Source organism: Virgibacillus sp. LDC-1 (genome assembly GCF_030137545.1).
GTDB lineage: Bacteria > Bacillota > Bacilli > Bacillales > Amphibacillaceae > LDC-1.
Genome location: NZ_JARUVL010000001.1, coordinates 325316 through 347679 on the forward strand (window position 1 = coordinate 325316; position 22364 = coordinate 347679).

The 22364-nt window shown below is 36.7% G+C and carries 19 protein-coding genes; all 19 read left to right on the forward strand.

All coding sequences use genetic code 11. The annotated features are described in order from the left end of the window. The first annotated feature begins 29 nt into the window (after positions 1 to 29). The 19 genes from QBK89_RS01430 to QBK89_RS01520 all read left to right on the forward strand — a co-directional run bounded on the left by QBK89_RS01430 (position 30) and on the right by QBK89_RS01520 (position 22085). A complete protein-coding gene (locus tag QBK89_RS01430) occupies positions 30 to 638 on the forward strand; it encodes a hypothetical protein (protein WP_284139218.1) in 609 nt (202 codons plus the stop codon). After that, the gene (locus tag QBK89_RS01435; RefSeq protein WP_284139219.1) at positions 628 to 2475 is read left to right on the forward strand and encodes a motility associated factor glycosyltransferase family protein; all 1848 of its coding nucleotides are present in this window, start codon (positions 628 to 630) and stop codon (positions 2473 to 2475) included. Before QBK89_RS01430 ends, QBK89_RS01435 begins: the two co-directional genes overlap by 11 nt. A gap of 16 nt (positions 2476 to 2491) precedes the next feature. Then, on the forward strand, positions 2492 to 3598 hold the full coding sequence (locus QBK89_RS01440) for a DUF2920 family protein (RefSeq protein ID WP_284139220.1): 1107 nt from the start codon (positions 2492 to 2494) through the stop codon (positions 3596 to 3598). A 103-nt stretch (positions 3599 to 3701) separates the two neighbouring features. After that, positions 3702 to 4337 carry a helix-turn-helix transcriptional regulator gene (locus tag QBK89_RS01445; RefSeq protein WP_284139221.1) on the forward strand — a complete coding sequence of 212 codons (636 nt, stop codon included), beginning with the start codon at positions 3702 to 3704 and terminating at the stop codon, positions 4335 to 4337. Between the two features lie 594 nt (positions 4338 to 4931). Then, the gene (gene motA, locus QBK89_RS01450) at positions 4932 to 5723 is read left to right on the forward strand and encodes a flagellar motor stator protein MotA (RefSeq protein WP_284139222.1); all 792 of its coding nucleotides are present in this window, start codon (positions 4932 to 4934) and stop codon (positions 5721 to 5723) included. After that, positions 5707 to 6492, forward strand: a complete 786-nt coding sequence (gene motB / locus QBK89_RS01455) for a flagellar motor protein MotB (protein WP_284139223.1) — start codon at positions 5707 to 5709, stop codon at positions 6490 to 6492. Before motA ends, motB begins: the two co-directional genes overlap by 17 nt. Before the next feature lie 49 nt (positions 6493 to 6541). Further along, positions 6542 to 7006, forward strand: a complete 465-nt coding sequence (locus QBK89_RS01460; RefSeq protein ID WP_284139224.1) for a chemotaxis protein CheX — start codon at positions 6542 to 6544, stop codon at positions 7004 to 7006. Between the two features lie 60 nt (positions 7007 to 7066). Further along, a complete protein-coding gene (locus tag QBK89_RS01465) occupies positions 7067 to 8758 on the forward strand; it encodes a methyl-accepting chemotaxis protein (RefSeq protein WP_284139225.1) in 1692 nt (563 codons plus the stop codon). 46 nt (positions 8759 to 8804) lie between these two features. Next, positions 8805 to 9554 carry an EAL domain-containing protein gene (locus QBK89_RS01470; protein WP_284139226.1) on the forward strand — a complete coding sequence of 250 codons (750 nt, stop codon included), beginning with the start codon at positions 8805 to 8807 and terminating at the stop codon, positions 9552 to 9554. 59 nt (positions 9555 to 9613) lie between these two features. Beyond that, positions 9614 to 11602 carry a chemotaxis protein CheA gene (locus tag QBK89_RS01475; RefSeq protein WP_284139227.1) on the forward strand — a complete coding sequence of 663 codons (1989 nt, stop codon included), beginning with the start codon at positions 9614 to 9616 and terminating at the stop codon, positions 11600 to 11602. Positions 11603 to 11619: 17 nt separating this feature from the next. Further along, positions 11620 to 12081 carry a chemotaxis protein CheW gene (locus QBK89_RS01480; RefSeq protein ID WP_284139228.1) on the forward strand — a complete coding sequence of 154 codons (462 nt, stop codon included), beginning with the start codon at positions 11620 to 11622 and terminating at the stop codon, positions 12079 to 12081. 28 nt (positions 12082 to 12109) lie between these two features. Continuing rightward, a complete protein-coding gene (locus tag QBK89_RS01485) occupies positions 12110 to 13804 on the forward strand; it encodes a methyl-accepting chemotaxis protein (RefSeq protein ID WP_284139229.1) in 1695 nt (564 codons plus the stop codon). A 561-nt stretch (positions 13805 to 14365) separates the two neighbouring features. Further along, entirely contained in the window at positions 14366 to 15361 is a 996-nt protein-coding gene (locus tag QBK89_RS01490) for a TAXI family TRAP transporter solute-binding subunit (protein WP_284139230.1), read from the forward strand. Positions 15362 to 15468: 107 nt separating this feature from the next. Then, positions 15469 to 17427, forward strand: a complete 1959-nt coding sequence (locus QBK89_RS01495) for a TRAP transporter permease (RefSeq protein ID WP_284139231.1) — start codon at positions 15469 to 15471, stop codon at positions 17425 to 17427. A gap of 101 nt (positions 17428 to 17528) precedes the next feature. Beyond that, complete coding sequence (locus QBK89_RS01500) at positions 17529 to 18029, forward strand: ferritin family protein (protein WP_284139232.1); 501 nt, start codon at positions 17529 to 17531, stop codon at positions 18027 to 18029. 155 nt (positions 18030 to 18184) lie between these two features. Beyond that, positions 18185 to 19399 (forward strand): CynX/NimT family MFS transporter, encoded by a 1215-nt coding sequence (locus tag QBK89_RS01505; RefSeq protein WP_284139233.1) that lies wholly within the window; start codon positions 18185 to 18187, stop codon positions 19397 to 19399. A gap of 427 nt (positions 19400 to 19826) precedes the next feature. Continuing rightward, positions 19827 to 20984: an MDR family MFS transporter gene (locus QBK89_RS01510; protein ID WP_284139234.1), complete on the forward strand. Its 1158-nt coding sequence runs from the start codon at positions 19827 to 19829 to the stop codon at positions 20982 to 20984. Between the two features lie 62 nt (positions 20985 to 21046). Further along, entirely contained in the window at positions 21047 to 21778 is a 732-nt protein-coding gene (locus QBK89_RS01515) for a Cof-type HAD-IIB family hydrolase (protein ID WP_284139235.1), read from the forward strand. Between the two features lie 121 nt (positions 21779 to 21899). After that, positions 21900 to 22085 (forward strand): cold-shock protein, encoded by a 186-nt coding sequence (locus tag QBK89_RS01520; RefSeq protein ID WP_284139236.1) that lies wholly within the window; start codon positions 21900 to 21902, stop codon positions 22083 to 22085. The last annotated feature ends 279 nt before the right edge of the window (positions 22086 to 22364 follow it).

Consider the following 22364-nt stretch of genomic DNA (forward strand, 5'->3'; position numbering starts at 1 on the left):
AATAGAAAAGACATTACCTGGAGGATACTATGCAATTACAAATAAATAATGAATTTATGGTGCTCGATAATAAGGAAAATGCAATCCAAGTCATTTATGAACAAGTTAATAAATTGATAGAAGAAAAGGAACTCGTTTTTAGTCACTTACTTGTAGATGGCATCGAAGTATATGAAAAGCATGAGGAATACTTTAATGCGCATGGCGATTCCATTCAATTGGTTGAGGTTATTGTTAAAACGAAAAAAGAAATGCTATGGGAAACAATGCAATCTATAAATAATTATTTGAATGGTGCTGTACCTGCACTAAAAGAATTAGTAGATGCAAGCTATGAACAATTTACCGACAAAACATGGAATGGAATTGATCAATTAGCAGAAGGCATGCAATGGATTTTACAATTTATGGCGACAACGAAATCGATTGAGCAAAAGCCAGCACATTGGGAAGATGTAGAGAAGGCCATCACTGCATGTGAAAAAAGCTTTCAACAATTAATGGAAGCAATTGAGATGCAGGATTTTATCTTGATCTCAGATATTCTTTCTTATGAAGTCACGCCAGCACTTGAGATGTTAGCAGCTAGTTTAGCTGTTTCTTTAGAAGACAAGGAGTATTTAAATTATGCTAATTGATAATACACTGTTTTTACGAAATAGATTCCCACAGCTTCGTAAAACGATGTTAGAGAATGAATATAACATAGCTGATTTTCAAGTTATTGATTCCAAATCAGGGCCAAAAACGATTCAAGTAGAGATAGAATCAGACAAGCAGCGAATGATCCATAGCATGTATGATCCTGTTCGTGAAGCAGAGCGAATTATTGCTTCTCATGCTGACACGATTACGGAGGATACACATGTCTTTTTTTATGGGATAGGAATGGGATATCATGTCGAAAGATTTATCTCTCAATTTCCTGGGAACTCGTATTCGTTGTTTGAGCCCGTTCCAGAAATTTTCTCAGCAATGACAGCGAATAAATTGTTACAGGAGATGGCGACAGAGAACTTAAAGGCGCTTTACATTGATTATCCGAATAATACGGATGCATATATTCACGAATTTCAACGGAATAACAAAGCGATACATATCATTATGTTGCCAAGCTATGAAACTGTTTTTCCAGAACAAACGAAAAAATTCCGTAAAAAGATTAAACAAGCGATATTGGATCGACGGACAAACTTATATACAAATGTGAATTACCAAAAAAGATGGATCAAAAATAGTTTTCTAAATTTTGAACATGTATTACAGACACCAAATCTACTTCATGATGATATAGGAAAGCAATTCGAGGGGAAGCCTGCTATTATCGTGTCGGCGGGACCATCCTTAAAAGAAGAAATCGATAATATAAGATATATTAAGGAACATAATCTTGCTTATATTTTTTCGGTAGGGTCTGCAATAAATTCCTTGCTTGAGTTTGACATATTACCAGATGCAGTATTTACCTATGATCCAAGTGAGACGAATCAAAACGTATTTAAAAAAATGATTGAGAAAGGTATTGAAGACATTCCAATGGTGTTTGGCTCTAGTGTAGGCTATGAAACATTACAGAAATACAAGGGGCCGAAAATGCATTTTATTACGACACAGGATCGAACATCCTTCTACTTCTTGGAAGACCAATTAAATGTTGAAAAAGATTTAATACTTGATGCCCCATCTATCGCTGTTATGACATTTCAAATATTAAATAAGCTTGGGGCTTCGCCAATTATATTTGCAGGTCAGAACCTTGGCTATTTACATAATCGCCTTTATTCAGAAGGAGTTACATACGATCATATCCAATCAACAATTGGCAAAGAACAGTTAGAACATGCTATTACAACGCTTGATGTGTATGGAAATGAAATTAAAACGAATGTTGGCTTTAATAAAATGCGAGAAGGTATTGAAAGCTTTGCTGATTACTATAAAGCAACTCGGTTTATCAATACAACAAAGGGTGGCGCAGCAATTAAAGGCGTTCCTTTTCAACCATTAGAAGAAGTCATTCAATCATTGCTAGACAAACCACTTGACACGAAAATCGACGCCAAGCTGGTACCAAGTTATGAAAAGAAAGGAATTCAGAAGAAATATACGGAGCTTCAAAAAAGTATCCAATCGTTTCATGCTTTATTGAAACGATTTGAAGGGTTAATTGTACAAATAAAGACTTCTACCGCAAAGAAACAGAGAGTTGAAATGCAAAAGCATTTACAAAGCTTTGATTCCCTTTATGCGGAAATGGTTAAAAATACGTATTTTAACTATTTTCTTTCTTATTTTATACGTGTGCATGTAACCTTTTTATCCAACGAAATTAATGAATTGAATGGAGAAAGGGATTTTCTTATCAAGGGAAAACGAATTGCGGCAACCTTTGCCACTTTTCTACAACAATGTAAAAATGGAAGTAGGGAATTAGAAGACTTGATACCAAGCGTTATCGAAGGTATACAAGACTAGTATTGGAGGAACTGCTTTGGCTATTGAGCATCAATTTTCACTGCCTGCACATTATAATATTTACACAGAATCACAAGAACCACGAAACCTTCAAGTTTATTTTACAGAGCCTTCAAATGGAATAAATGAAAACACAGGTATCCTAATAACTATTCCAGGTTTTGGAGGCAATGCACAATCAAAAGTGTATAAAAAAATGCGTTTACAATTTGCCGATAAGTATAATCTTGTTGTTATTCAATGTGATTACTTTGGTAATGCCTATATGCAAAAGGCGAAAGAAGTTCGTTTAGCAGAAAAAGAGATGGATGCATTAAAACAGAAGCTGCCAGATAAACACAAAGATTTACTTGAAAAAGAAGGTTTGACGGAGCATGTACTAGAAGTACTGTCTCATACGTTACCCGCGTTACTTGTAACCGAGGTCATGGATGAGAATGTTCATTCCTTTAATGATATGGGGTTTATGCAAGCGTTGGACATATTATCTTCCTTTTATGCAGTCCGAGCTATTTTAAAGGATAATGGGTTATCCTTTAACGAGCATAAAGTAATAGCATATGGTCATTCACATGGTGCGTATTTAGCTTATTTATGTAATCGAATGGCTCCTCAGCTATTTTCTTTAATCATTGATAATTCTGCATGGTTGAAGCCAGTATACATTGAAACACCGAGATTTTTAGTTCAAGAGATAGCGGGGCTAAAACTGTATATTAAGTTTCCTTATTTTGCAAATACCTTCCAGTATGATAAAGCTGTATTAAATTTAACAACGCTTTATAAAGGGTTTAATAACAATGCTAACATCATATGTTATCAAGGTATATCAGACGAACTAGTTAATATGAATGATAAAAGAAGGTTTTGTGATTCGATTGCGCATTGTCAATTTCGTCTCATAGATAATTCGAAGGTAGATCATTCTACTTTCTATTCAACTGGTCATGGTCTTCATGCAGATTTTATAAAGCTGTTTGAGTGTGTTATGGGAGAAAATACAGTAACTTTTGAAAAAAAACCATTCAAGCATCGAGGTAAAATTGTTATCCAATCTAGTAAAAAAAATTATGTAATAGATTATGCCAATGACTTACCGATAATGCATGTATTAAACGCATAGTGTTTCATTCTTTTTCCAATATCATACATTTACGTTTTCTTGCTCCGTACGAGAACAACGTTTACAATATACATTGTGATTTTTTTTAGGGAGTGAAAAGATATTGGGTAATATTGTAATCATTAATAGATATAAAACAATGGCGGAGGGACTTGTCCAAGTTATTGAAAGAGAACTGCCAACCTTCACTTGTAAATTGTATGATGATACATTGCAAGAAAATCTAGAACAGAAATCATACCAATGTAATTTAGCTATCATTCATGAAGAATATGATGGAGATGTAGATGGATTGATTTCTTTCTTTCAAGAAAATAATGTACCAATTGCAGTTATGATGACAGATGAGAAAAGTGAGAATCGAGAGAAATTTTTTCAAATGCATCTTCATGGTTATCTGCTCTTACATATGGAAAAAGAAGAGATTATGCAATCGATTAAAATAATGGTTCAAGGCAATACATATATTCATCCATTGCTTTCACAAAGACTACTGAAGGATTATCGTTCAACTTTTCAGTGTAAAAAACAACGTCCAATAGGCCTGTTAACGAGAAGAGAATGGATCATTCTTGAGGAAATGGCGCTTGGATATAATAGTGATGAAATCGCGCTTAAGCATTATATCTCTAGACATACAGTAACGAATCATGTTACATCAATTAAGAAAAAGTTAAAAGTTAAGGATCGAACGAATGCTATTTTAATGGCAGTTAAAAATAAATGGGTAAGTTTATAGCATAAAAAAAACAGAAGTAGGCTACATAGGGCACTGAAAAAGTCCTCTGGAACTATTGCGAGAAAGAAACGATTTGTCGTTTTCCTTTCTCGCTTTTTTATTTAAAAAAAGATGCATGGTTTAACAGTTAAATATACCTAGAACCCCTTTAATTACAGACTTTTCTCATGCGTATTATCTCTTTGATAGGTCTTAATATCTATGAATGAATTTTCAGTTAATTCTTTCTATTACAAAATACCTACATATTGATTGGAATCTGTCCGATATATAATACAGGGACTAGACAAGTTGTCTACTACAAAAATGTTCATGCTAAATAAAGGAGAATAATAGTTTTAGGGTGAAAATATCGAAAAATAATGTTCTTATCTAACGAACTATAAATAGAAAATCATTTGTTGGAAGAACGAAATAAAGCTGATTTTGTATGTTAAAAAGAAAAACCATTTGAAAGGGTGGAACATAAAAATAAGAGGCAGAGTCACATAGTTGTGATGAATAAATCGTTGCCAAATGAAAAACATGCTGCTTATGTTTGGCTATGGAATGATAAAACATAGTCATTTTTAAATAGAAAATGGAGGGTAACACATGGATAAGACATCATGGATAGGAATTATTTTAGGAATTGTAGCTGTTGGGGTCGGGATGGTATTAAAAGGAGTACAAGTTATTGCACTATTTAATCCAGCCGCGATATTAATTATATTTTTAGGAACTGCAGCATCTGTATTAATTGCATTTCCTGCATCAGCAATTCGAAAGGTACCTATGTTAATCAAAAAGGTGTTCGTAGAAGAAAAACAACAAAATGTGAAGGATTTAATTGTTATGTTCACGGAGTGGGCAGAACAAACGCGAAAAGAAGGAATTTTATCTCTCGAAAAGCAGGTTACAAGTGTAAATGATGCTTTTTTAGCTTCTGGTTTGCAGCTATCTATCGATGGGCAAACACCGGACTTTATTCGTGAAATCATGCTAGAGAAGATTGAAGCAATGGAAAGACGACATCAGGAAGGTGCCGCTATTTTCACACAAGCGGGTACATATGCCCCAACATTAGGGGTATTAGGAGCAGTTATTGGATTAATCGCGGCTTTAGGCGATCTAGCGGATATTGAAACATTGGGAGCCGCTATTTCAGCCGCGTTTATTGCTACATTGTTCGGTATTTTTACTGGATATGTGCTTTGGCATCCCTTTGCAAATAAGTTGAAAGAAAAATCTAAGCGTGAGATTGAAATAAAAGAAATCATGGTTGAAGGGATTTTATCCATTACAAACGGAGATTCAGCTATCGTTGTTCGAGACAAGCTTAGCTCTTATTTGTCAACAAAGGAATATGAAGCAGTAAGGATGGAAGCCGATGCGCCGGAAAAATAAGCAAAAACATGATGAAGAGATGAGTGAAAGCTGGTTACTACCGTATGCGGACCTCCTTACATTATTGCTTGCCTTGTTTATTGTTTTATTTGCCATGAGTGAAATTAATGTTCAGAAATATGAAGACCTGGCGGCAGTTTTTAAAAGTGAGTTTTCAGGTGGGAAAGGTCCAATGAAAGAAGGATCAGATGCGGTCGAACTAAAAAAGGATTCAGGTAAAACAGATGAAAAAGAGAAGAAGGATGCGAAACAACAGGAGCTTGAGCATTTACAAACACTTCAAATGCAAATTAATGGTTATATCGAAGAACGAAACTTAACAGAGGCAATTGCGACAAAGCTCACGGACGAAGGCTTGTTAATTTCTATTTTGACGGATGTCACCTTTGAAAGTGGTCGTGCAACAGTAAATGACGATGGGAAAAAGATTGCGAAAGAAGTTTCTGCTTTTCTCGTTACCAATCCACCACATGAAATTGTTATTAGTGGACATGCGGATGATCGACCGATTCATAATGCTGTGTTTGCATCAAACTGGGAATTAAGTGTTATTCGTGCTGTGAATTTTATGAAGCTTGTACTGGAGAACAAGGAGTTAGATCCAGAAAGGTTTAGTGCGAAAGGGTTTGGAGATAATCGTCCAATTGTACCAAATACAACAACTGAAAACATGGCGAAAAATAGACGCGTAGAAGTACTTATATTGCCAAATGTAGAAATAACAACAGATAAAGCAACAACTGATGATAAAAAACAAGAAACGAAATAGAAAAATATTGTTTCTGAAGAAAAAGGAAGAATTAAAGGAGTTTTTGTTTATGACGATCACAACGGAAAGAACGAAAGGTCAAATAATTACAGCACTACTTAATGCAACGGTTGTTGGGTTAAAAACGGTTGTACCTGTAAATCATCAATTAAGCAAACCCGAATTGCTAGGGAATTCACTTCATCTTCAATATGGCGTATTAATTGGAGTAACTGGTGATGTAAAAGGAAAGCTCATTTTTGCTGGTGATACAAATTTGTTTGCCAAGCTTGGTGAAGGAATGTTTGGAATGCCATTAGAAGGCGATATGCTTGCTTCCTTTAGTGGTGAGCTAGGAAATATGTTAGCAGGAAGCATCGCAACGACGATTGCTAAGGATGGTATCCAAACAGATATTACCGCCCCAACGATTATGCAAGGAAAAACGACATTGTCTGGGTATGAAAAAGCGCTACATCTAACAACAAACTTTGAAAACACAGGAGTAATGGATATTTATTTACTACTTGATTAAAGCTCACGAGCAGGTTTATTCGGTTAGCATAGATATGATTAACAGAGGAGAAATGAAGAAATGGGGAAATTATTTCGTTTTAAAAGTATTGGTACAAAGATATTTTTAGGCTTTATTATTGTTATTTCAATCTCGGCAACTACGAGCACATACTATTATTATTCGATGGAAAGTATTAACGAACAGACGAAGCTTACCATGGACCAAGAGTTTGAAGTTGTACGTTTAAGCAATGATTTGGCATACGACTTAGCAGACAGTAGATCAGTTATTCGTGGTTATTTCCTATATGGAGATAAGGAGCTTAAACAAGTATATGAAGCAACTGTTAAGAATAGTGACGAACTAGCTGCACAATTAAAAGAGCTAACAGGTGATGAAAGTGTCGCGGTTATCTTAGATAAAAAGAAGCAATGGGAAGATATCGTAGGCCAAGCGATTATTGATTATGAAAAAGGAAATGTGGATGCGGCTTTGAATGTTCTCGAAGGAGCGAAGAACATATCCGGAGAAATCGTTCAGGAAGTAGAGAAGCTCACTGCTTCTGAAGAGGAAAAAATGAAGCAGAGCAGTGCAGCAATTATTGCACGAGGAGATATGTCGGTCATACTTAGCCTCATCGGTTCGGCATTGATTTTAATAGCAGGAATTACAACCGCATTGCTAACATCTCGTTCTATAATAAGACCAGTTCGCACGTTAATGGATCGAATGAATACAATTGCGGATGGTAATTTAAATGATGAGCCATTACAAACAAAAGGAAGAGACGAGATTGCACAGCTTGTAAACGCAACGAATACAATGGCTGCCAACACACGCGGAATGCTTGAGCAAATTAATTCTGTTTCGCAGACGGTGACAAGTCATAGTGAAGAATTAACGCAATCTGCAAGCGAAGTAAAAGCAGGTACAGAGCAAGTAGCCGTTACAATGGAAGAATTAGCAACAGGAGCAGAAACACAGGCAAACAGTGCAAGTAATTTAGCAAGTATCATGACTGCGTTTGCGGAAAAGATTGCCGAAACAAATGAAAATGGGGAACAAATCCAATTAAACTCTGATAAAGTTCTTGAGATGACAGAAGAAGGAAGAGGCTTGATGGCTGCTTCTACAAGTCAAATGGAAAAAATCGATCAAATTGTACAAGACGCGGTAAATAAAATGGCAGGGCTCGATAAGCAATCACAAGAAATTTCAAAGCTTGTTACTGTCATTCAAGATGTGGCAGAGCAAACGAATCTACTAGCACTAAATGCTGCTATTGAGGCTGCTAGAGCAGGAGAGCACGGGAAAGGGTTTGCTGTTGTTGCGGATGAAGTGCGAAAGCTTGCAGAACAAGTATCCCATTCGGTAAATGATATAACTGGAATTGTTTCACAAATCCAAAGTGACTCAGGGATTGTTACGACTTCCTTGCAAAATGGTTATAAAGAAGTAGAGCAAGGAACAGCACAAATTAATACGACAAGAAAAACGTTTGATAATATTCATAGCTTTTTAACAGAAATGGTTACGAATATCCAAGCTGTTGGAAATAACCTTTCTGAGATCACTGCGAATAGTCAAGAAATGAATGGTTCCGTTGAGGAAATTGCCTCTGTTTCTGAACAAGCGGCTGCAGGTGTTGAAGAAACAGCAGCCTCTGCGCAGCAAGCAAGTGGTTCAATGGAAGAAATCGCTGGTAGTGCAGACCAGCTTGCAAAAACGGCAGAGGAATTACAACAACTCGTTCAACGTTTTAAACTATAGTTTGAACAAAGTTGTATCAAGAAGCTAGAGTATAAAGGATGGTTGTATGAAAATGCTGATGGAGGATTTGGAAATTGACAACATAGATTTTCATCACGTTTTTCAGCCGATATGGAATGTTTCTGAGGAACAAGTAGCTGGTTATGAGGCGCTTATTCGGCCAAAAGGTTTTACAAATCCAGAATTGTTTTTTCGCTATGCAAAAGAAAAAGAATTACTTTATGAAATAGACATGGGCTCTATTTTTCAAATATGCCAGTTGGATTTAAAGCTTTTAGGTAGTGAAGGGAAACTGTTTATTAATACGTTTCCCTCAACCCTAATGAATAAAAGCTTTATTAAGCATATAAAACAAATTGTAAAAAGCACAGGTGTTAGTCCGAGTAACATTGTCATCGAAATAAGTGAGGCAGAAAAGGTGTTGGCATTAAATCCACTCTTGAATAGAGTGGACCAGTTACGAAGCATGGGATTTCTGATTGCATTGGATGATGTAGGAAAAGGAGAAACAACCACACAGTCCATTGTAGAGATTCAACCAGATATCGCAAAGCTTGATCGTTTTTATGCGGAAGATTTATCGCAATCCAATGAAAAAAAACTGTTTATTGAACAATTGCTAAAGCAATTCAAAAATCAGGTTGCGTTTATCTTAGAAGGTGTCGAGCGCGAGGAAGACTACATAATTGGAAAGCAACTAGGGATTCAATTTATACAAGGCTTCTTTCTCGGTAGGCCGGAAAAATTAGAATTTTATCAGAAATTCAAGCCAATGCATCGAAAAACACGCAAGTAGCCTGTTCTGAAATAGGGTACCTAGGGTGAAAATCGGCGTAAAGAAGGGGACTGAAAAAAATGGATACGGATCAGTATATCGAAGTATTCCTTGATGAAAGTCGAGAGCATTTGCAAGCCGTAAATGATAATTTATTAAAATTAGAAAAAGAACCTGAAAACATAGGAATTGTTAATGACATCTTTCGCTCAGCACATACATTAAAGGGAATGGCTGCAACGATGGGGTTTGAGGACATTGCTTCCTTAACACATAAGATGGAGAATGTGCTAGATAAGATGCGAAATAATGAATTGAATGTAACAGCAGATGTTATTGATGTGACCTTTACAGCGGTTGAATACTTAGAAGAAATGACAAATGAAATTAGTGAAGGAAACAGTGGAAAAAAAGACGTTACAGAGTTAGTAGCACGGCTTGACTCGATTGAAAATGGAACAAATATGGAAAAAACAGTGTCAAAGGAACACCAAGCGGTAAGTAATGAAATAGATCTTGATGAATATCAGTTAACCGTAATCAAACAAGCATTGGATCAAGGATATAAGCCTTATCATATTCAAGTACAGCTTGAGGACAAGTGCGTGTTGAAAGGTGCACGAGCTTATATGGTCTTCGAGTTATTAGAAAACGCTGGAGATGTTATAAAGACGTACCCAACAGTTGAAGAAATTGAAGAAGGAACCTTTGAAGATGGATTTTCCATTGCTTTCTTATCCCAACTGGAAGACAGCGAAATAAAAGCAATGATTTTCAAGGTTTCTGAAATAAAAGATGTTATTATCACATCGCTTTCATTAGAAGCGACCGATAAGAAGAAAGAAGAAATAAAAGAAGTAGCGAGTACGAATGAACAGCTTGAGCAAAAAACAACAGATACTTCGAAGAAAAGCAATGGTTCAAAAACGATTCGAGTTAATTTAGAGCGTATAGAGCACTTGATGAATCTGTTTGAGGAAATTGTAATTGATCGAAGTCGTTTAGAGGATCATGCACAGAAAATCAAAAGTCACGAGTTAACAGAAACGGTAGAGCATATTTCTTATGTAGCTGAAAACATGCAAAATATTATTTTATCCATGCGGATGGTTCCTGTTGAACAAGTGTTCAATCGTTTCCCACGCATGGTTAGAGGACTTGCCAAGGATTTAGGAAAAGAAATTAATCTCCAATTGGTTGGGGTAGATACAGAGCTTGATCGCACGGTCATCGATGAAATTGGCGACCCACTTGTGCATTTAATCCGGAACTCTATTGATCATGGTATTGAAACACCAGATTTACGAAAGCAAGCTGGAAAGTCTACAGAAGGAACGCTAACATTACGTGCATACCATAGTGGAAATCATGTTTTCATTGATATTGAAGATGATGGTGCGGGAATCAATCGAGAAAAAGTATTGGAGAAAGCAATTGAAAAAGGGTTAGTAACCAAAGAACAAGGGCGCGAATTATCGGATGATGAGGTATTTCCTTATATCATGGCATCTGGTTTTAGTACCGCTGATCAAATTTCGGATATATCGGGCCGTGGTGTCGGACTTGATGTTGTGAAAAGTAAGATTGAATCCCTTGGTGGGAGCATAACAATTGAATCGGAAAAAGGAAAAGGAAGCATATTTTCAATTCAGTTACCGTTAACGTTGTCAATTTTGTCTACGTTACTTGTAGAAGTAAAAGCTGAAATTTTTGCTATTCCACTATCATCCATTATGGAAACACTTGTGATTTCAGAAAGTGAAATGATGTATGTAAGTGGTCAAAAAGTAATCGATTTCCGTGGACATGTCGTACCGATTGTTGCACTTGGGGAAGTGTTTTCTGTACCTGAGTACGACAACGAGAATGCAAAAGAGCACGCTATTGTTATTGTGAAAAAAGGAGAAAAATTAACAGGATTTATCGTTGATTCCTTTATTGGGCAAAAAGAAGTTGTTTTAAAATCCTTAGGGGAATATCTTGGTGACGTACGTGGGATCTCAGGTGCAACAATACTTGGCGATGGAAATGTTGCCTTAATTATTGATGCAAATGCTTTAATAAAATAATGGTGAGGAGTGAATACATGGAAACTCTAAGAAAAATAATTATTTTCACATTAAATGGACAGCAATTTGGCGTGGGTGTGAATCAAATTGTTTCGATTGAAAAAACAGGTGAAGTTACATCTGTACCGAAAACATCAACTTTTATTAAAGGAGTGATGACGCTTCGAGGCGAAACAACACCAATTATTGATTTAAAGGAACGACTGTCACTCCCAATAACAGAAGAAACGATGGAAAACCGTATATTAGTCGTAGATGTAGATACAGTTCAAGTTGGACTAATTGTTGATGCTGCGACAGATGTAAAGGATATTGCAAATGGCGCGATTGAAGAACCACCACAAATCGTACGAGGGATAGACAAGGAATTTTTACAAGGAGTTGCTAAAGTAGAAGAGACGCTTATTTTACTTTTAGACTTAAAGCAAGTATTAAACCTCGAAGAAACAGATGAAGTAAAAGAAATCACTACCGAGTAATATAACTCACTAGGAAGAAGGAAGATTCATGAAAAAACTATTTAACTTTAAACATATACGGACAAAAATACTATTTGGCTTTGCTTTTGTGATGCTTCTTGTATTCGCAATATCTGCAACGAATTACTTTGCAATGAAAGGGACAAACATAGCCATTAAACAAGTAATTGAAGAAGAGCTTGAATTATTAACCGCCAATCAAAATATGACACAGTCGATGCTCGGCAGAATTGCAGCCGCACGAGGATATATTTTAACAGGATCGATAGAGCATAAAAAGGCGTTTAGTGAATATACAGAGCTTGGGTTAGAGAATGAAGAAATCATTCGAGAAATTAATGATTCTGATGAGTTTGATCAATTGATAGAAAAAACAGTGGAATGGCGAAAAATAGTCACGGATGATATTTTTGTTGATTATGATCTTGGAAATAAAGACAAAGCATATCAAAAACTTGTAGCCACAATGGAACAAACAGCGGAAATTATTAATGGCTATGAAAAGCTAACACAAGAAAGTCATGAACGAATTGAACAAATCGGAAATGAAACGATTCAATCTGGAGAAACAGCTCGAATTACAAGTTTAGTGTTTTCTAATTTAACAACAGTGTTTATTATTACTATTGCATTATTAACAGCACGTATGGTTTCGAAGCCAGTTATTAAAGTTACGAAACGAATGAGTCAAATTGCAAGTGGTGAATTGAACCACGAAGCATTGGAAACAACATCAGTAGACGAAATTGGTCAATTAACCCGTGCTACAAATGAAATGAACGCGAAAATGCGAGATATTTTAACGAGTATATCTAATGTATCAAATACGGTTGCAGCACATAGTGAAGAATTAACACAGTCTGCCAATGAAGTGATGCACGGTACAGAGCAGGTAGCAACGACGATGCAGGAATTAGCTACAGGATCTGAAACACAAGCAAATAGTGCTAGTGATGTCGCTTCCATTATGGGAACATTTGCTTCGACAGTTAAGGAAACAAATGAAAATGGCGAGCAAATTAAGCAATATGCAGACGAGGTAATTGAGATGACCTCTGAAGGTAGTGACTTAATGAATGCTTCTACAAACCAAATGAAACGAATCGACCATATGGTTCGTGATACGGTTACAAAAGTAGAAGGACTTGATGCACAATCACAGGAAATTTCAAATCTTGTTTCTGTCATTAATGATATTGCCGATCAAACCAATTTGCTTGCATTGAATGCTGCAATCGAAGCGGCTCGGGCAGGAGAACAAGGAAGAGGCTTTGCCGTAGTAGCAGATGAGGTACGAAAGCTAGCTGAACAAGTTTCCTTATCCGTTACAGATATTTCTGGTATCGTCGAACGAATTCAACAGGAAACCAATCTAGTAACGACTTCCTTGAAGGAAGGGTATAAAGAAGTAGAGCAAGGTAGTGAACAAATTGAATCGACTGGGGTTACGTTTGGAAAAATCAGCTCTGCAGTTTCAAACATGGCGGAAAGTATTACCTTTGTTTCCGAGAATCTTGCTAATATTGCTGAAAACACAGAGAAGATTAATCATTCCATTGATGAAATCGCATCAGTATCGGAAGAGTCTGCAGCAGGGGTAGAGGAAACAGCTGCAACTGTACAGCAAGCAAGCAGTTCAATGCAAGAAGTAGCAGGAAGCTCTGATCAATTAGCAAAGCAAGCAGAGCAACTAAATGAATTAGTGGGAAGATTTAAACTGTAAACTTTATTTGTCGGACTCTGAAAAATAAATGAATGCAAATCCTCTTTCTATCTCTTGATGGAAAGGGGATTTTTTAATCATAATTTCTTTTAATAAAACATTTTATTTGATAAATTAATATATTTATAATAATCAGTAAAAAGCGTATTATAAAGAAAAATAGGAGAAGGGGTGGAGAAATGGGAGTAATCGTAAAAAAATGTCGTTTATGTGATAACGAAATAGAGTTTAGTCCTTTTTCAATGTGTAATACTTGTCTTACCGAAAGTGAGAAGGTCCTTCATTTTATTAAATATCACCCGCAAACATCCTTGAAGCTAATCGCCCAATCAACGAAAATACCACTCGAAAAAGTTTCTAAAATGGATTTATTGAATTACCCCAATAAATCTAAATAACTTCTCTTTTTAAAATACACAATTAATAGCACAATAATCTGAAAATACTAAAAATATTATTGATATTCCGTTTATTTCATAGTAAGCTTAAAAAAACACTACTTGCAGTTCTTAATGAAAGCGTTATCAAAAACTATGTTTAATGACTAAAAGGGGGAAGACAATGAAAAGAAAAAAGAGGACGAGTGTTCTGTTACTATTTTTTGGAATGCTACTGCTATCAGCTTGTGGAGGTGGTGGAAGCAACATCGCTATTGGACCACCAGCAAGTGAAACGAATGCTGTATCCAAGCAAATATTAAAGGCATATGGACTGGAGGAAGGGGATTATGAAGCGTTTCAGGAGGGATTTGGAGATGCGGCAGATCAAGTGCAAGATGGCAATGTTGATGTATCGATAGGTATACTAGGTCTTCCAGCGGGGAGCATTGAGAGCTTGCACGCTTCTGCTGGTGATGTGAAAATGTTAGAGCTTTCAGATGAAGCAATAGCATATATGGAGAAGAATAGCGGCTATAAACGCCATACGATTCCAAAAGATACGTATGATTTTATGGATAAAGACATTGAAACAGTGACTGCTTACGCGATCCTGATGGCAAATACAAACACGATTAGTGAAGAGCTTGGCTATGAATTGGCCAAAGCAATGGTTGAAAAGGCTAGCGAAATAACCCATGCGCAAGGAGTCCAAATGACGCTTGAAAATGCGCTAAATGGTGCTAAAGGATTGCCAATTCATCCTGGAGCAGCAAAGTACTATAAAGAGCAAGGCTTATCATTTGATAATCCTATTGCTAAACTTCAGATAGAAGGGGAAAAAGAAGAATTCATTCTAGGAACAGGTAGTTCTGGTGGAACATATTATCCACTCGGAGGAGAAATGGCAGGTGTTTGGAATAATCATATAGATGGGATTAATGTAACGAATACAGAAACAGGAGCATCTATCGAAAATCTTGCTTCCATTCGAGATGGAAAAATGGACCTTGGAATGACCGTTCATGTCCCTGCATTAAATGCAATCGAGGGAGCAGGAGATTTTGAGGGAAATAAGGTCACCAATGCAGCGTTTATTGGTCATATTTATCCAGAGGTTGTGCAAATTATAACGCGAGAGAACACTGGTATAGAAAGTCTGGATGATTTAAAAAAGTAGTAGATTAATAAAGGGAATCAAACGGAAAAGCGTTTCACTGGTATTTATTTAGGAACAGATTGGTGTGATTTCCCCATTCTGTTCCTATTGAAATGGATGGTGGTCGAATGAGAGAAAGCCAGCCAAGAGAATCAGGAGCACAAGCTATACTAGAAAAATATGATCGAGAAAGCCAGTTTCGATTGAATCTCGGAAAGTGGGGTTTGATTGTTACCTTTTTAGGTGTTTATTTAACAGTCTTTCATCTATATACAGGCTACTTTGGTGTGTTACCTTCACAAAAGCAAGGTGCAATTCATTTAGGTACTGCGCTAGGTCTAATATTCTTATTGTTTCCAGCAAAGAAAGGAATGCAAAAACATCAAAAAACTGTTCCCTGGTATGATATTATCCTCGCTTTTCTAGCAATGTACATTTCCTATCATAAGGTCATTTTCTTGGATTCTATTCTTCAAAGTAGAATTACTGGATATCATCCATTTGATATGATTTTATCGATTGTTGGTATTTTGCTTGTACTCGAAGCAACACGTCGAACGGTAGGGTTACCAATTGTGATTGTTGCTGGAATTACCATCTTATATACTATTTTTGGGAAATATATCCCGACACAGCTTTTATCGCATCCTGGCTTTTCTATTGATCGGATTGCCACGAATTTGTGGTACCAGGAAAGTGGTGTTTTTGGAACACCAATTCAGATATCCTCGAAATTTATTTTTCTCTTTTTGTTTTTTGGGGTAATGCTTGTTCATACGAAGATCGGTGCATTTTTTAATGATCTTGCTTTCTCACTAACAGGTCGCTATACCGGTGGCACAGCAAAAGCTGCTGTATCTGCATCTGCGTTACAAGGAATGGTTTCGGGTAGTTCAGTTGGCAATACAGTAGCTTCTGGTTCATTTACCATACCAATGATGAAAAAAGCAGGCTTTAAACCAGAGTTTGCGGCGGCTACAGAAGCTTCGGCATCAACTGGTGGGCAGATTATGCCTCCATTGATGGGGGCTGCTGCCTTTATTATGATGGAATATTTAGGTGTAGACTTTTCTACTATTATGCTTGCAGCACTTGTTCCTGCAATGCTTTATTTTACAGGAATCTTTATTGGAACACACTTTGAAGCAAAAAAACGAGGTATTGTGGGACTACCAAAGGAGGCATTGCCAAATTTTAAAAAGCTCATGCTACGAAATGGATATATGCTATTACCGCTAATTGTTATTGTAGGAACAATAATGATTGGCTTTACCCCACAGCGAGCAGCAATAATCGGTATTGTTTCTGCATATCTTATTAGTTTGATTCGGAAGGAAAGTAGATTATCCTTGAAGCAAACGATATATGTACTAGAGGAAGGTGCACGCGTAGCACTTCCTGTAATCGCAGCAGTTGCAACTGCTGGAATTATCGCAGGCGTCGTCAGTATTACTGGATTAGGTGCTAAATTTGCCACGGGTATTATCGCTTTATCTGGCGGTATTCTTCCATTTGCATTAATGCTAACAATGGTTGCTTGTATTATTCTTGGTATGGGATTGCCGACAACAGCAAATTATGTTGTTACTGCAACGGTAGCTGCTCCTGCTTTAATTAATACGTTTGGATTAGAACCAATCGCTGTACATATGTTTGTATTTTATTTTGGTATCGTTGCCGATATAACGCCACCAGTCTGTTTGGCAGCATATGCTGGAGCCGGAATTGCAAAAGCGAATCCTTTTCGTACCGGATTAAATGCAGTAAAGCTCGCTATCGCAGCGTTCATTATTCCATATATCTTTATTTATGATCCAATCCTCTTGCTGGTTGATGTAACGATTCCGCATTTTGTATTAGCGGTCGTAACCGCATTCCTTGGAATGTTGGCTGTAAGTAGTGCAATGATTGGTTTTTTTGTAAGCAATTCACGCATTTGGGAACGTGTCCTATTGATGTTAGGAGGATTACTCATGATTCATCCCGAAGTTTATTCGAATGTAGCTGGCTTCTTATTGATGGCGATAGTTTGGTTATTGCAAAGAAATCGAAAAAATGGTGAAGTATCACAAAGAGCAGCAGTTTAATGATTTAAGCAGGCTAACCGTAAATATATAAGATAGATAATAACCCAATATCTCCTTCATGCATATAGTAGTAGAGAAAACGCCGTGGAAGGGGATGAAGGATGTATTATTATATGTATCCAAATGGTTATGCAATGAATCAAACTGCTGTTCCGCGTGCACAATCTTATTGGGAATATCCAATGGATCCTCGTGTGCAAGGCCAGAATGAACAAGTCTTAAAGGCATTAATCCATGCCATGGAGGGGGAAAGCGGAGCAATCGATTTTTATACGCGACTAGCTACAATGGCACCGAATAAAATGGCGAAAGACGTAGTAGAGCATGCTTTAAATGATGAAAAAAAACATCTAGAAGCTTTTGTGGAACTTTATAAAGCGTTAACTGGAAAAACACCGAAATATAAAACACCTCGAACGAAATTTTCGAATTTCAAGGAAGGGGTATGGGTTGCGTATAATGATGAGCTAGAGGCGTATGAAACTTACCGGGATGATTATCTGTTGTCTAACGATCAAATGATTCGAGATACGTTTTTTCTCGCTATGACAGATGAAATTGAACATGCAATGCGGTTTGGTCTTCTCTATCAGATGCTATAGCGTTAAAAACAAAAAAGATTTCCTGTCAGAATCAGGAGATCTTTTTTGTTATGGATAGAACGGAAAGCATAGGCCTTTCGCACTTCTTTTTTCTTCCTTTTCCGTGATATGCTATGATAAAAGCAAAGTTGGAAATCTAGAAGGGAGTAGCTCCTTTGCAATTACAAAACAAACAGCAACGTACAAAGCAATGGTATCGGATATTATTAGTAGTTGGTATCGTGTTCGTATCCTTTAATTTACGTCCAGCAATTACATCAGTTGGCCCGTTAATTCGTTTTATTCGTGATGATTTAGCACTTTCTAATTGGAGTGCTGGTTTATTAACGAGTCTCCCATTAATTGCTTTTGCGCTTTTATCTCCAGTTGTACCTAGACTAGCAAATCGTTTTTCTAATGAAATGCTGTTATTACTCGGTTTAATTGTGCTATCGGTTGGGATATCTCTTCGTTCAATTGCAGTGACATTCCTTTTATTTGGTGGTACGTTACTAATCGGACTAGGTATTGCGGTTTGTAATGTGTTGCTTCCAGGTGTTATTAAGGATAAGTTCCCGACAAAGGTAGGAATCATGACAAGTATTTATTCAACAAGTATGGGAGTGCTGGCGGCAACTGCATCTGGAGTAAGTATTCCGCTAGCTGTAAATTATGGACTTGGATGGCAGCTTTCCTTACTCTTCTGGATCATCCCTGCTATTTTAGGAATTCCTGTTTGGATATATCTGCTGAAGAAAAATGGTAAAGAAAAAAGTCAAGGGCTTCGTTATGTAACAACAAATGATAATCGAATTTGGAAGTCGCCGCTTGCATGGCAGGTTGCTTCCTTTCTAGGATTGCAATCATTCTTATTTTACGTAACAGTTTCTTGGCTACCAGAGATTTTACATAATTATGGTGTAGATATGGCAACTGCGGGATGGATGCTTTCATTTTGTCAGTTTATTGGACTTCCAGCAAGCTTTATTGTGCCAATGATTGCCGGTAAATTAAAGTCTCAGCGTGGAATTGTATTTGTGATGACGTGTATATCGGTTGGGGGCTATGGCGGCTTACTCGTAGGTAAGTCAGAAATCACGATGGTTTTCAGTGTTATTCTAATTGGAATATCGTTAAGTGGTAGCTTTGCTTTAGCACTGGCTTTTTTAGGGTTACGCGCAAAAAATGCGAAACAGGCAGCAGAGCTTTCAGGAATGGCTCAAGCATTAGGCTATATATTGGCAGCAGTTGGCCCTATTATTATCGGGTTTTTATTTGATATAACGGAGGCGTGGACCATTCCATTAATTATACTCATTTCTGTATCTGTATTCGTTATGCTGTTTGGATTTGGAGCTGGGCGAAATAAATATGTGTTAGATGATGAGTAGGAACGGATAAGCAAAAGTCTAGCATTCGTAGGGTTGATAGTTAAATATGAAAAAAGCGTGTCAAAAAAGGTGAAAGTAATACTTATGGCATGCTTTAGTCGTTGTGAACAGAGAAGATTTTCAATAAGTGTGCTATGATCGTCGTAGGGAAGGTTATGGAATTGAGGTGACAAATGGAAAAGATGAATGCTACGGAGCTTTGAATTGATTTTGTACTTCCCAACGTCGAATTATTTTACGATTATAAAGCTTTTGGTGAAGTAATTCCTGTTGATTTTCAAAACGCACTTGGAAAAGATAATTCATTATCATAATGCCTATTATTTGACATTGCCTACCTATCATAATTGTATTAAAATAAATGAATAATTTATATGTTTGGATACAAGCATCAATAGAATTTGCAGAAGAATGAGAGATGATGGGGATGCCTAAATATATTTGGCTATTAGTTATAGCTACAACGATTAATGTAACCGGAGGATCATTTTTATGGCCGCTCAATACAATTTATATGCATAATGAACTTGGTAAAAGTCTTGCTTTTGCTGGGGTCATTTTAATGTTGAATCAAGGAGCAGCTATCGTAGGTAATTTAATTGGTGGAGCGCTTTTTGATAAATTTAGCCCTTATAAAACGATTTTATACTCCACATTGCTCGTAACTTCGGCTGCAATATTCCTTTCGTTTCATCATACGATTGTACCTTATTCCATTATGCTGATTCTTATCGGATTTGGAACAGGTGCTACTTGGCCAGTTATGTTTGCGATGGCTGGTTCAATTTGGCCAGAAGGGGGACGCCGCGCATTTAATGCAATATACGTTGCGCAAAACTTAGGTGTTGCTCTTGGTGCAACAATTGGTGGATTTGTGGCAAGTATTTCATTTAACTATATTTTCATCGCGAATGCATCATTGTTTTTTGTTTTTCTGTTAATGGTATTGTTTTTCTTTCGTGGAATGGATGAGGAACGTGATCGTCAAATGCACACGACTGTTATTGAGCAAAGCAAAAAGATTGAAAATAAGTCGGCCTTTCGATCCCTTCTCATTCTGTGTAGTGGCTTTTTTGTTGTTTGGTTTGCTTATAGTCAATGGCAATCAACGATAGCATCACATACACAAGATATAGGTATTCCGCTAGAACAATACAGTACATTATGGGCAATTAATGGGTTTCTAATTGTGCTTGGTCAGCCTTTATTAAAGTTGTTCACATGGCAGTCTCAAAAGACGTATATTTACGTTGGGAGTACGATCTTTCTATTTTCATTCATCATTGCGATGGTGGCAGATCAATTTGTTATGTTTGCCGTAGCCATGGTGATTTTAACAATTGGGGAAATGCTCGTTTGGCCTGCGATTCCTACTTTAGCAGATGAACTAGCTCCAAAAGGTAGAGCAGGATTTTATCAAGGTATTGTGAATAGTGTTGCTGCTGCAGGACGAATGCTTGGTCCTGTTCTTGGTGGCTTAATTGTTGACTTATTTCACATTCAATTGTTGTTCTTTATTTTGATATTTTTATTATTTATTCCATATGTAACGACAACACTTTTTGATCGAAGAATTCAAAATTAATGATGAGATAGTTTAGTCTTAATAGAGAAATGCACGATGAACTCAATATCAAGGAGGATTCCATGGGACAAATAAAATTAATCGCACTAGATATGGATGGGACGTTATTAAATAAAGACGATATGATTACAGATTATACGAGAGAAGTATTATCACAGGCAATGGACAAAGGTGTACATGTCGTGTTAAGCACTGGTCGATGGTTGGAATCATGTTATCCGTATGCCGAAGCTTTAGGATTAACATCCTATTTAGTGACGAGTAATGGTGGCCAAATTTGGACTGTTAAGAAGGAGTTGATTGAAGAGCATTTGCTAGAAACAGCTAAACTCGAAAAAATGTATCATTTAGGAAAAGAAATCGGGTTAGATATGTGGATGGTTTCTACGAAAGGCGTATATCGTGATAGACTTCCAGATGATTATCTAGAACAGGATTGGTTAAAACTCGGATGTGATACATTTGACAAGCAGAAGCTAGAAGAAATGATGAAGGAATTATCCTATATAGATGGACTTGAGTTAACAAATTCATTACCTACAAACGTAGAAGTAAATCCAAAGGGCGTTAATAAAGCGAATGCATTAAAAACGGTTTGTGAAAAAATTGGTATTACAATGGATAATGTATTTGCTGCTGGGGATAGCTTAAATGATATAAAAATGATACAACAGGCAGGAATAGGTGTAGCGATGGGAAATGCACAAGAAGCAATTAAAAAAGCTGCCGACTTTGTAACAGATACCAACAATAATGATGGTGTGGCAAAGGCTGTTAAACGTTTTGTACTATAGCGTATAAATTGTTTTTATGTAGAGAAATACCGTTGTGATACATTGATTTATCCGTGCTCTTTCTTTGTTCCTTGAAAAGGAGTATAATGGAACAAGAACCTTGAAAGGGGATGTAGCTGTCATGTCTTTTTCTCGTGGACCAAAAGAACCACTTCCAGAAGAGGAAACAGCAGTATGGTCATGCACAAGTGACGATTGTAATGGCTGGATGCGTGCATCATATAGCTTTGCAAAGGAACCTAAATGTCCGCTCTGTGAGTCTGAAATGGAGCAAGAGGTACGAATGCTTCCAAAACTAGAAAATTAATGCGCGTTTTTTAATGTGACATGCATATGATTAACAGGGGTTGGAACAACGTATTGCTTATAATTGGAATTATGTTTTATTTATTTTAGGAAGTAACATGTAAAGAGAGTATCTACGATAAATGTGGGTGCTCTTTTTTGTGTGCGAAATTAGGATTATCTAAAGAGAGAAACACTTCTTTGCAAACTATAAGCTTTTTTCTTCCATTTAGCTCATGGAAAAGTAGGCATAAATTCCTTTGTAAACTTATAAATTGTAATAAAGTCATCATGATCTTCA

Bases quoted from the DNA above. Each gene is read 5' to 3' on its own strand.
- QBK89_RS01460 (WP_284139224.1), top strand. From the start codon at position 6,542: ATGACGATCACAACGGAAAGAACGAAAGGTCAAATAATTACAGCACTA.
- QBK89_RS01490 (WP_284139230.1), top strand. From the start codon at position 14,366: ATGAAAAGAAAAAAGAGGACGAGTGTTCTGTTACTATTTTTTGGAATG.
- motB (WP_284139223.1), top strand. From the start codon at position 5,707: ATGCGCCGGAAAAATAAGCAAAAACATGATGAAGAGATGAGTGAAAGC.
- motA (WP_284139222.1), top strand. From the start codon at position 4,932: ATGGATAAGACATCATGGATAGGAATTATTTTAGGAATTGTAGCTGTT.
- QBK89_RS01515 (WP_284139235.1), top strand. From the start codon at position 21,047: ATGGGACAAATAAAATTAATCGCACTAGATATGGATGGGACGTTATTA.
- QBK89_RS01470 (WP_284139226.1), top strand. From the start codon at position 8,805: ATGAAAATGCTGATGGAGGATTTGGAAATTGACAACATAGATTTTCAT.
- QBK89_RS01480 (WP_284139228.1), top strand. From the start codon at position 11,620: ATGGAAACTCTAAGAAAAATAATTATTTTCACATTAAATGGACAGCAA.
- QBK89_RS01520 (WP_284139236.1), top strand. From the start codon at position 21,900: ATGTCTTTTTCTCGTGGACCAAAAGAACCACTTCCAGAAGAGGAAACA.
- QBK89_RS01500 (WP_284139232.1), top strand. From the start codon at position 17,529: ATGTATTATTATATGTATCCAAATGGTTATGCAATGAATCAAACTGCT.
- QBK89_RS01430 (WP_284139218.1), top strand. From the start codon at position 30: ATGCAATTACAAATAAATAATGAATTTATGGTGCTCGATAATAAGGAA.
- QBK89_RS01510 (WP_284139234.1), top strand. From the start codon at position 19,827: ATGCCTAAATATATTTGGCTATTAGTTATAGCTACAACGATTAATGTA.
- QBK89_RS01475 (WP_284139227.1), top strand. From the start codon at position 9,614: ATGGATACGGATCAGTATATCGAAGTATTCCTTGATGAAAGTCGAGAG.
- QBK89_RS01495 (WP_284139231.1), top strand. From the start codon at position 15,469: ATGAGAGAAAGCCAGCCAAGAGAATCAGGAGCACAAGCTATACTAGAA.
- QBK89_RS01435 (WP_284139219.1), top strand. From the start codon at position 628: ATGCTAATTGATAATACACTGTTTTTACGAAATAGATTCCCACAGCTT.
- QBK89_RS01485 (WP_284139229.1), top strand. From the start codon at position 12,110: ATGAAAAAACTATTTAACTTTAAACATATACGGACAAAAATACTATTT.
- QBK89_RS01465 (WP_284139225.1), top strand. From the start codon at position 7,067: ATGGGGAAATTATTTCGTTTTAAAAGTATTGGTACAAAGATATTTTTA.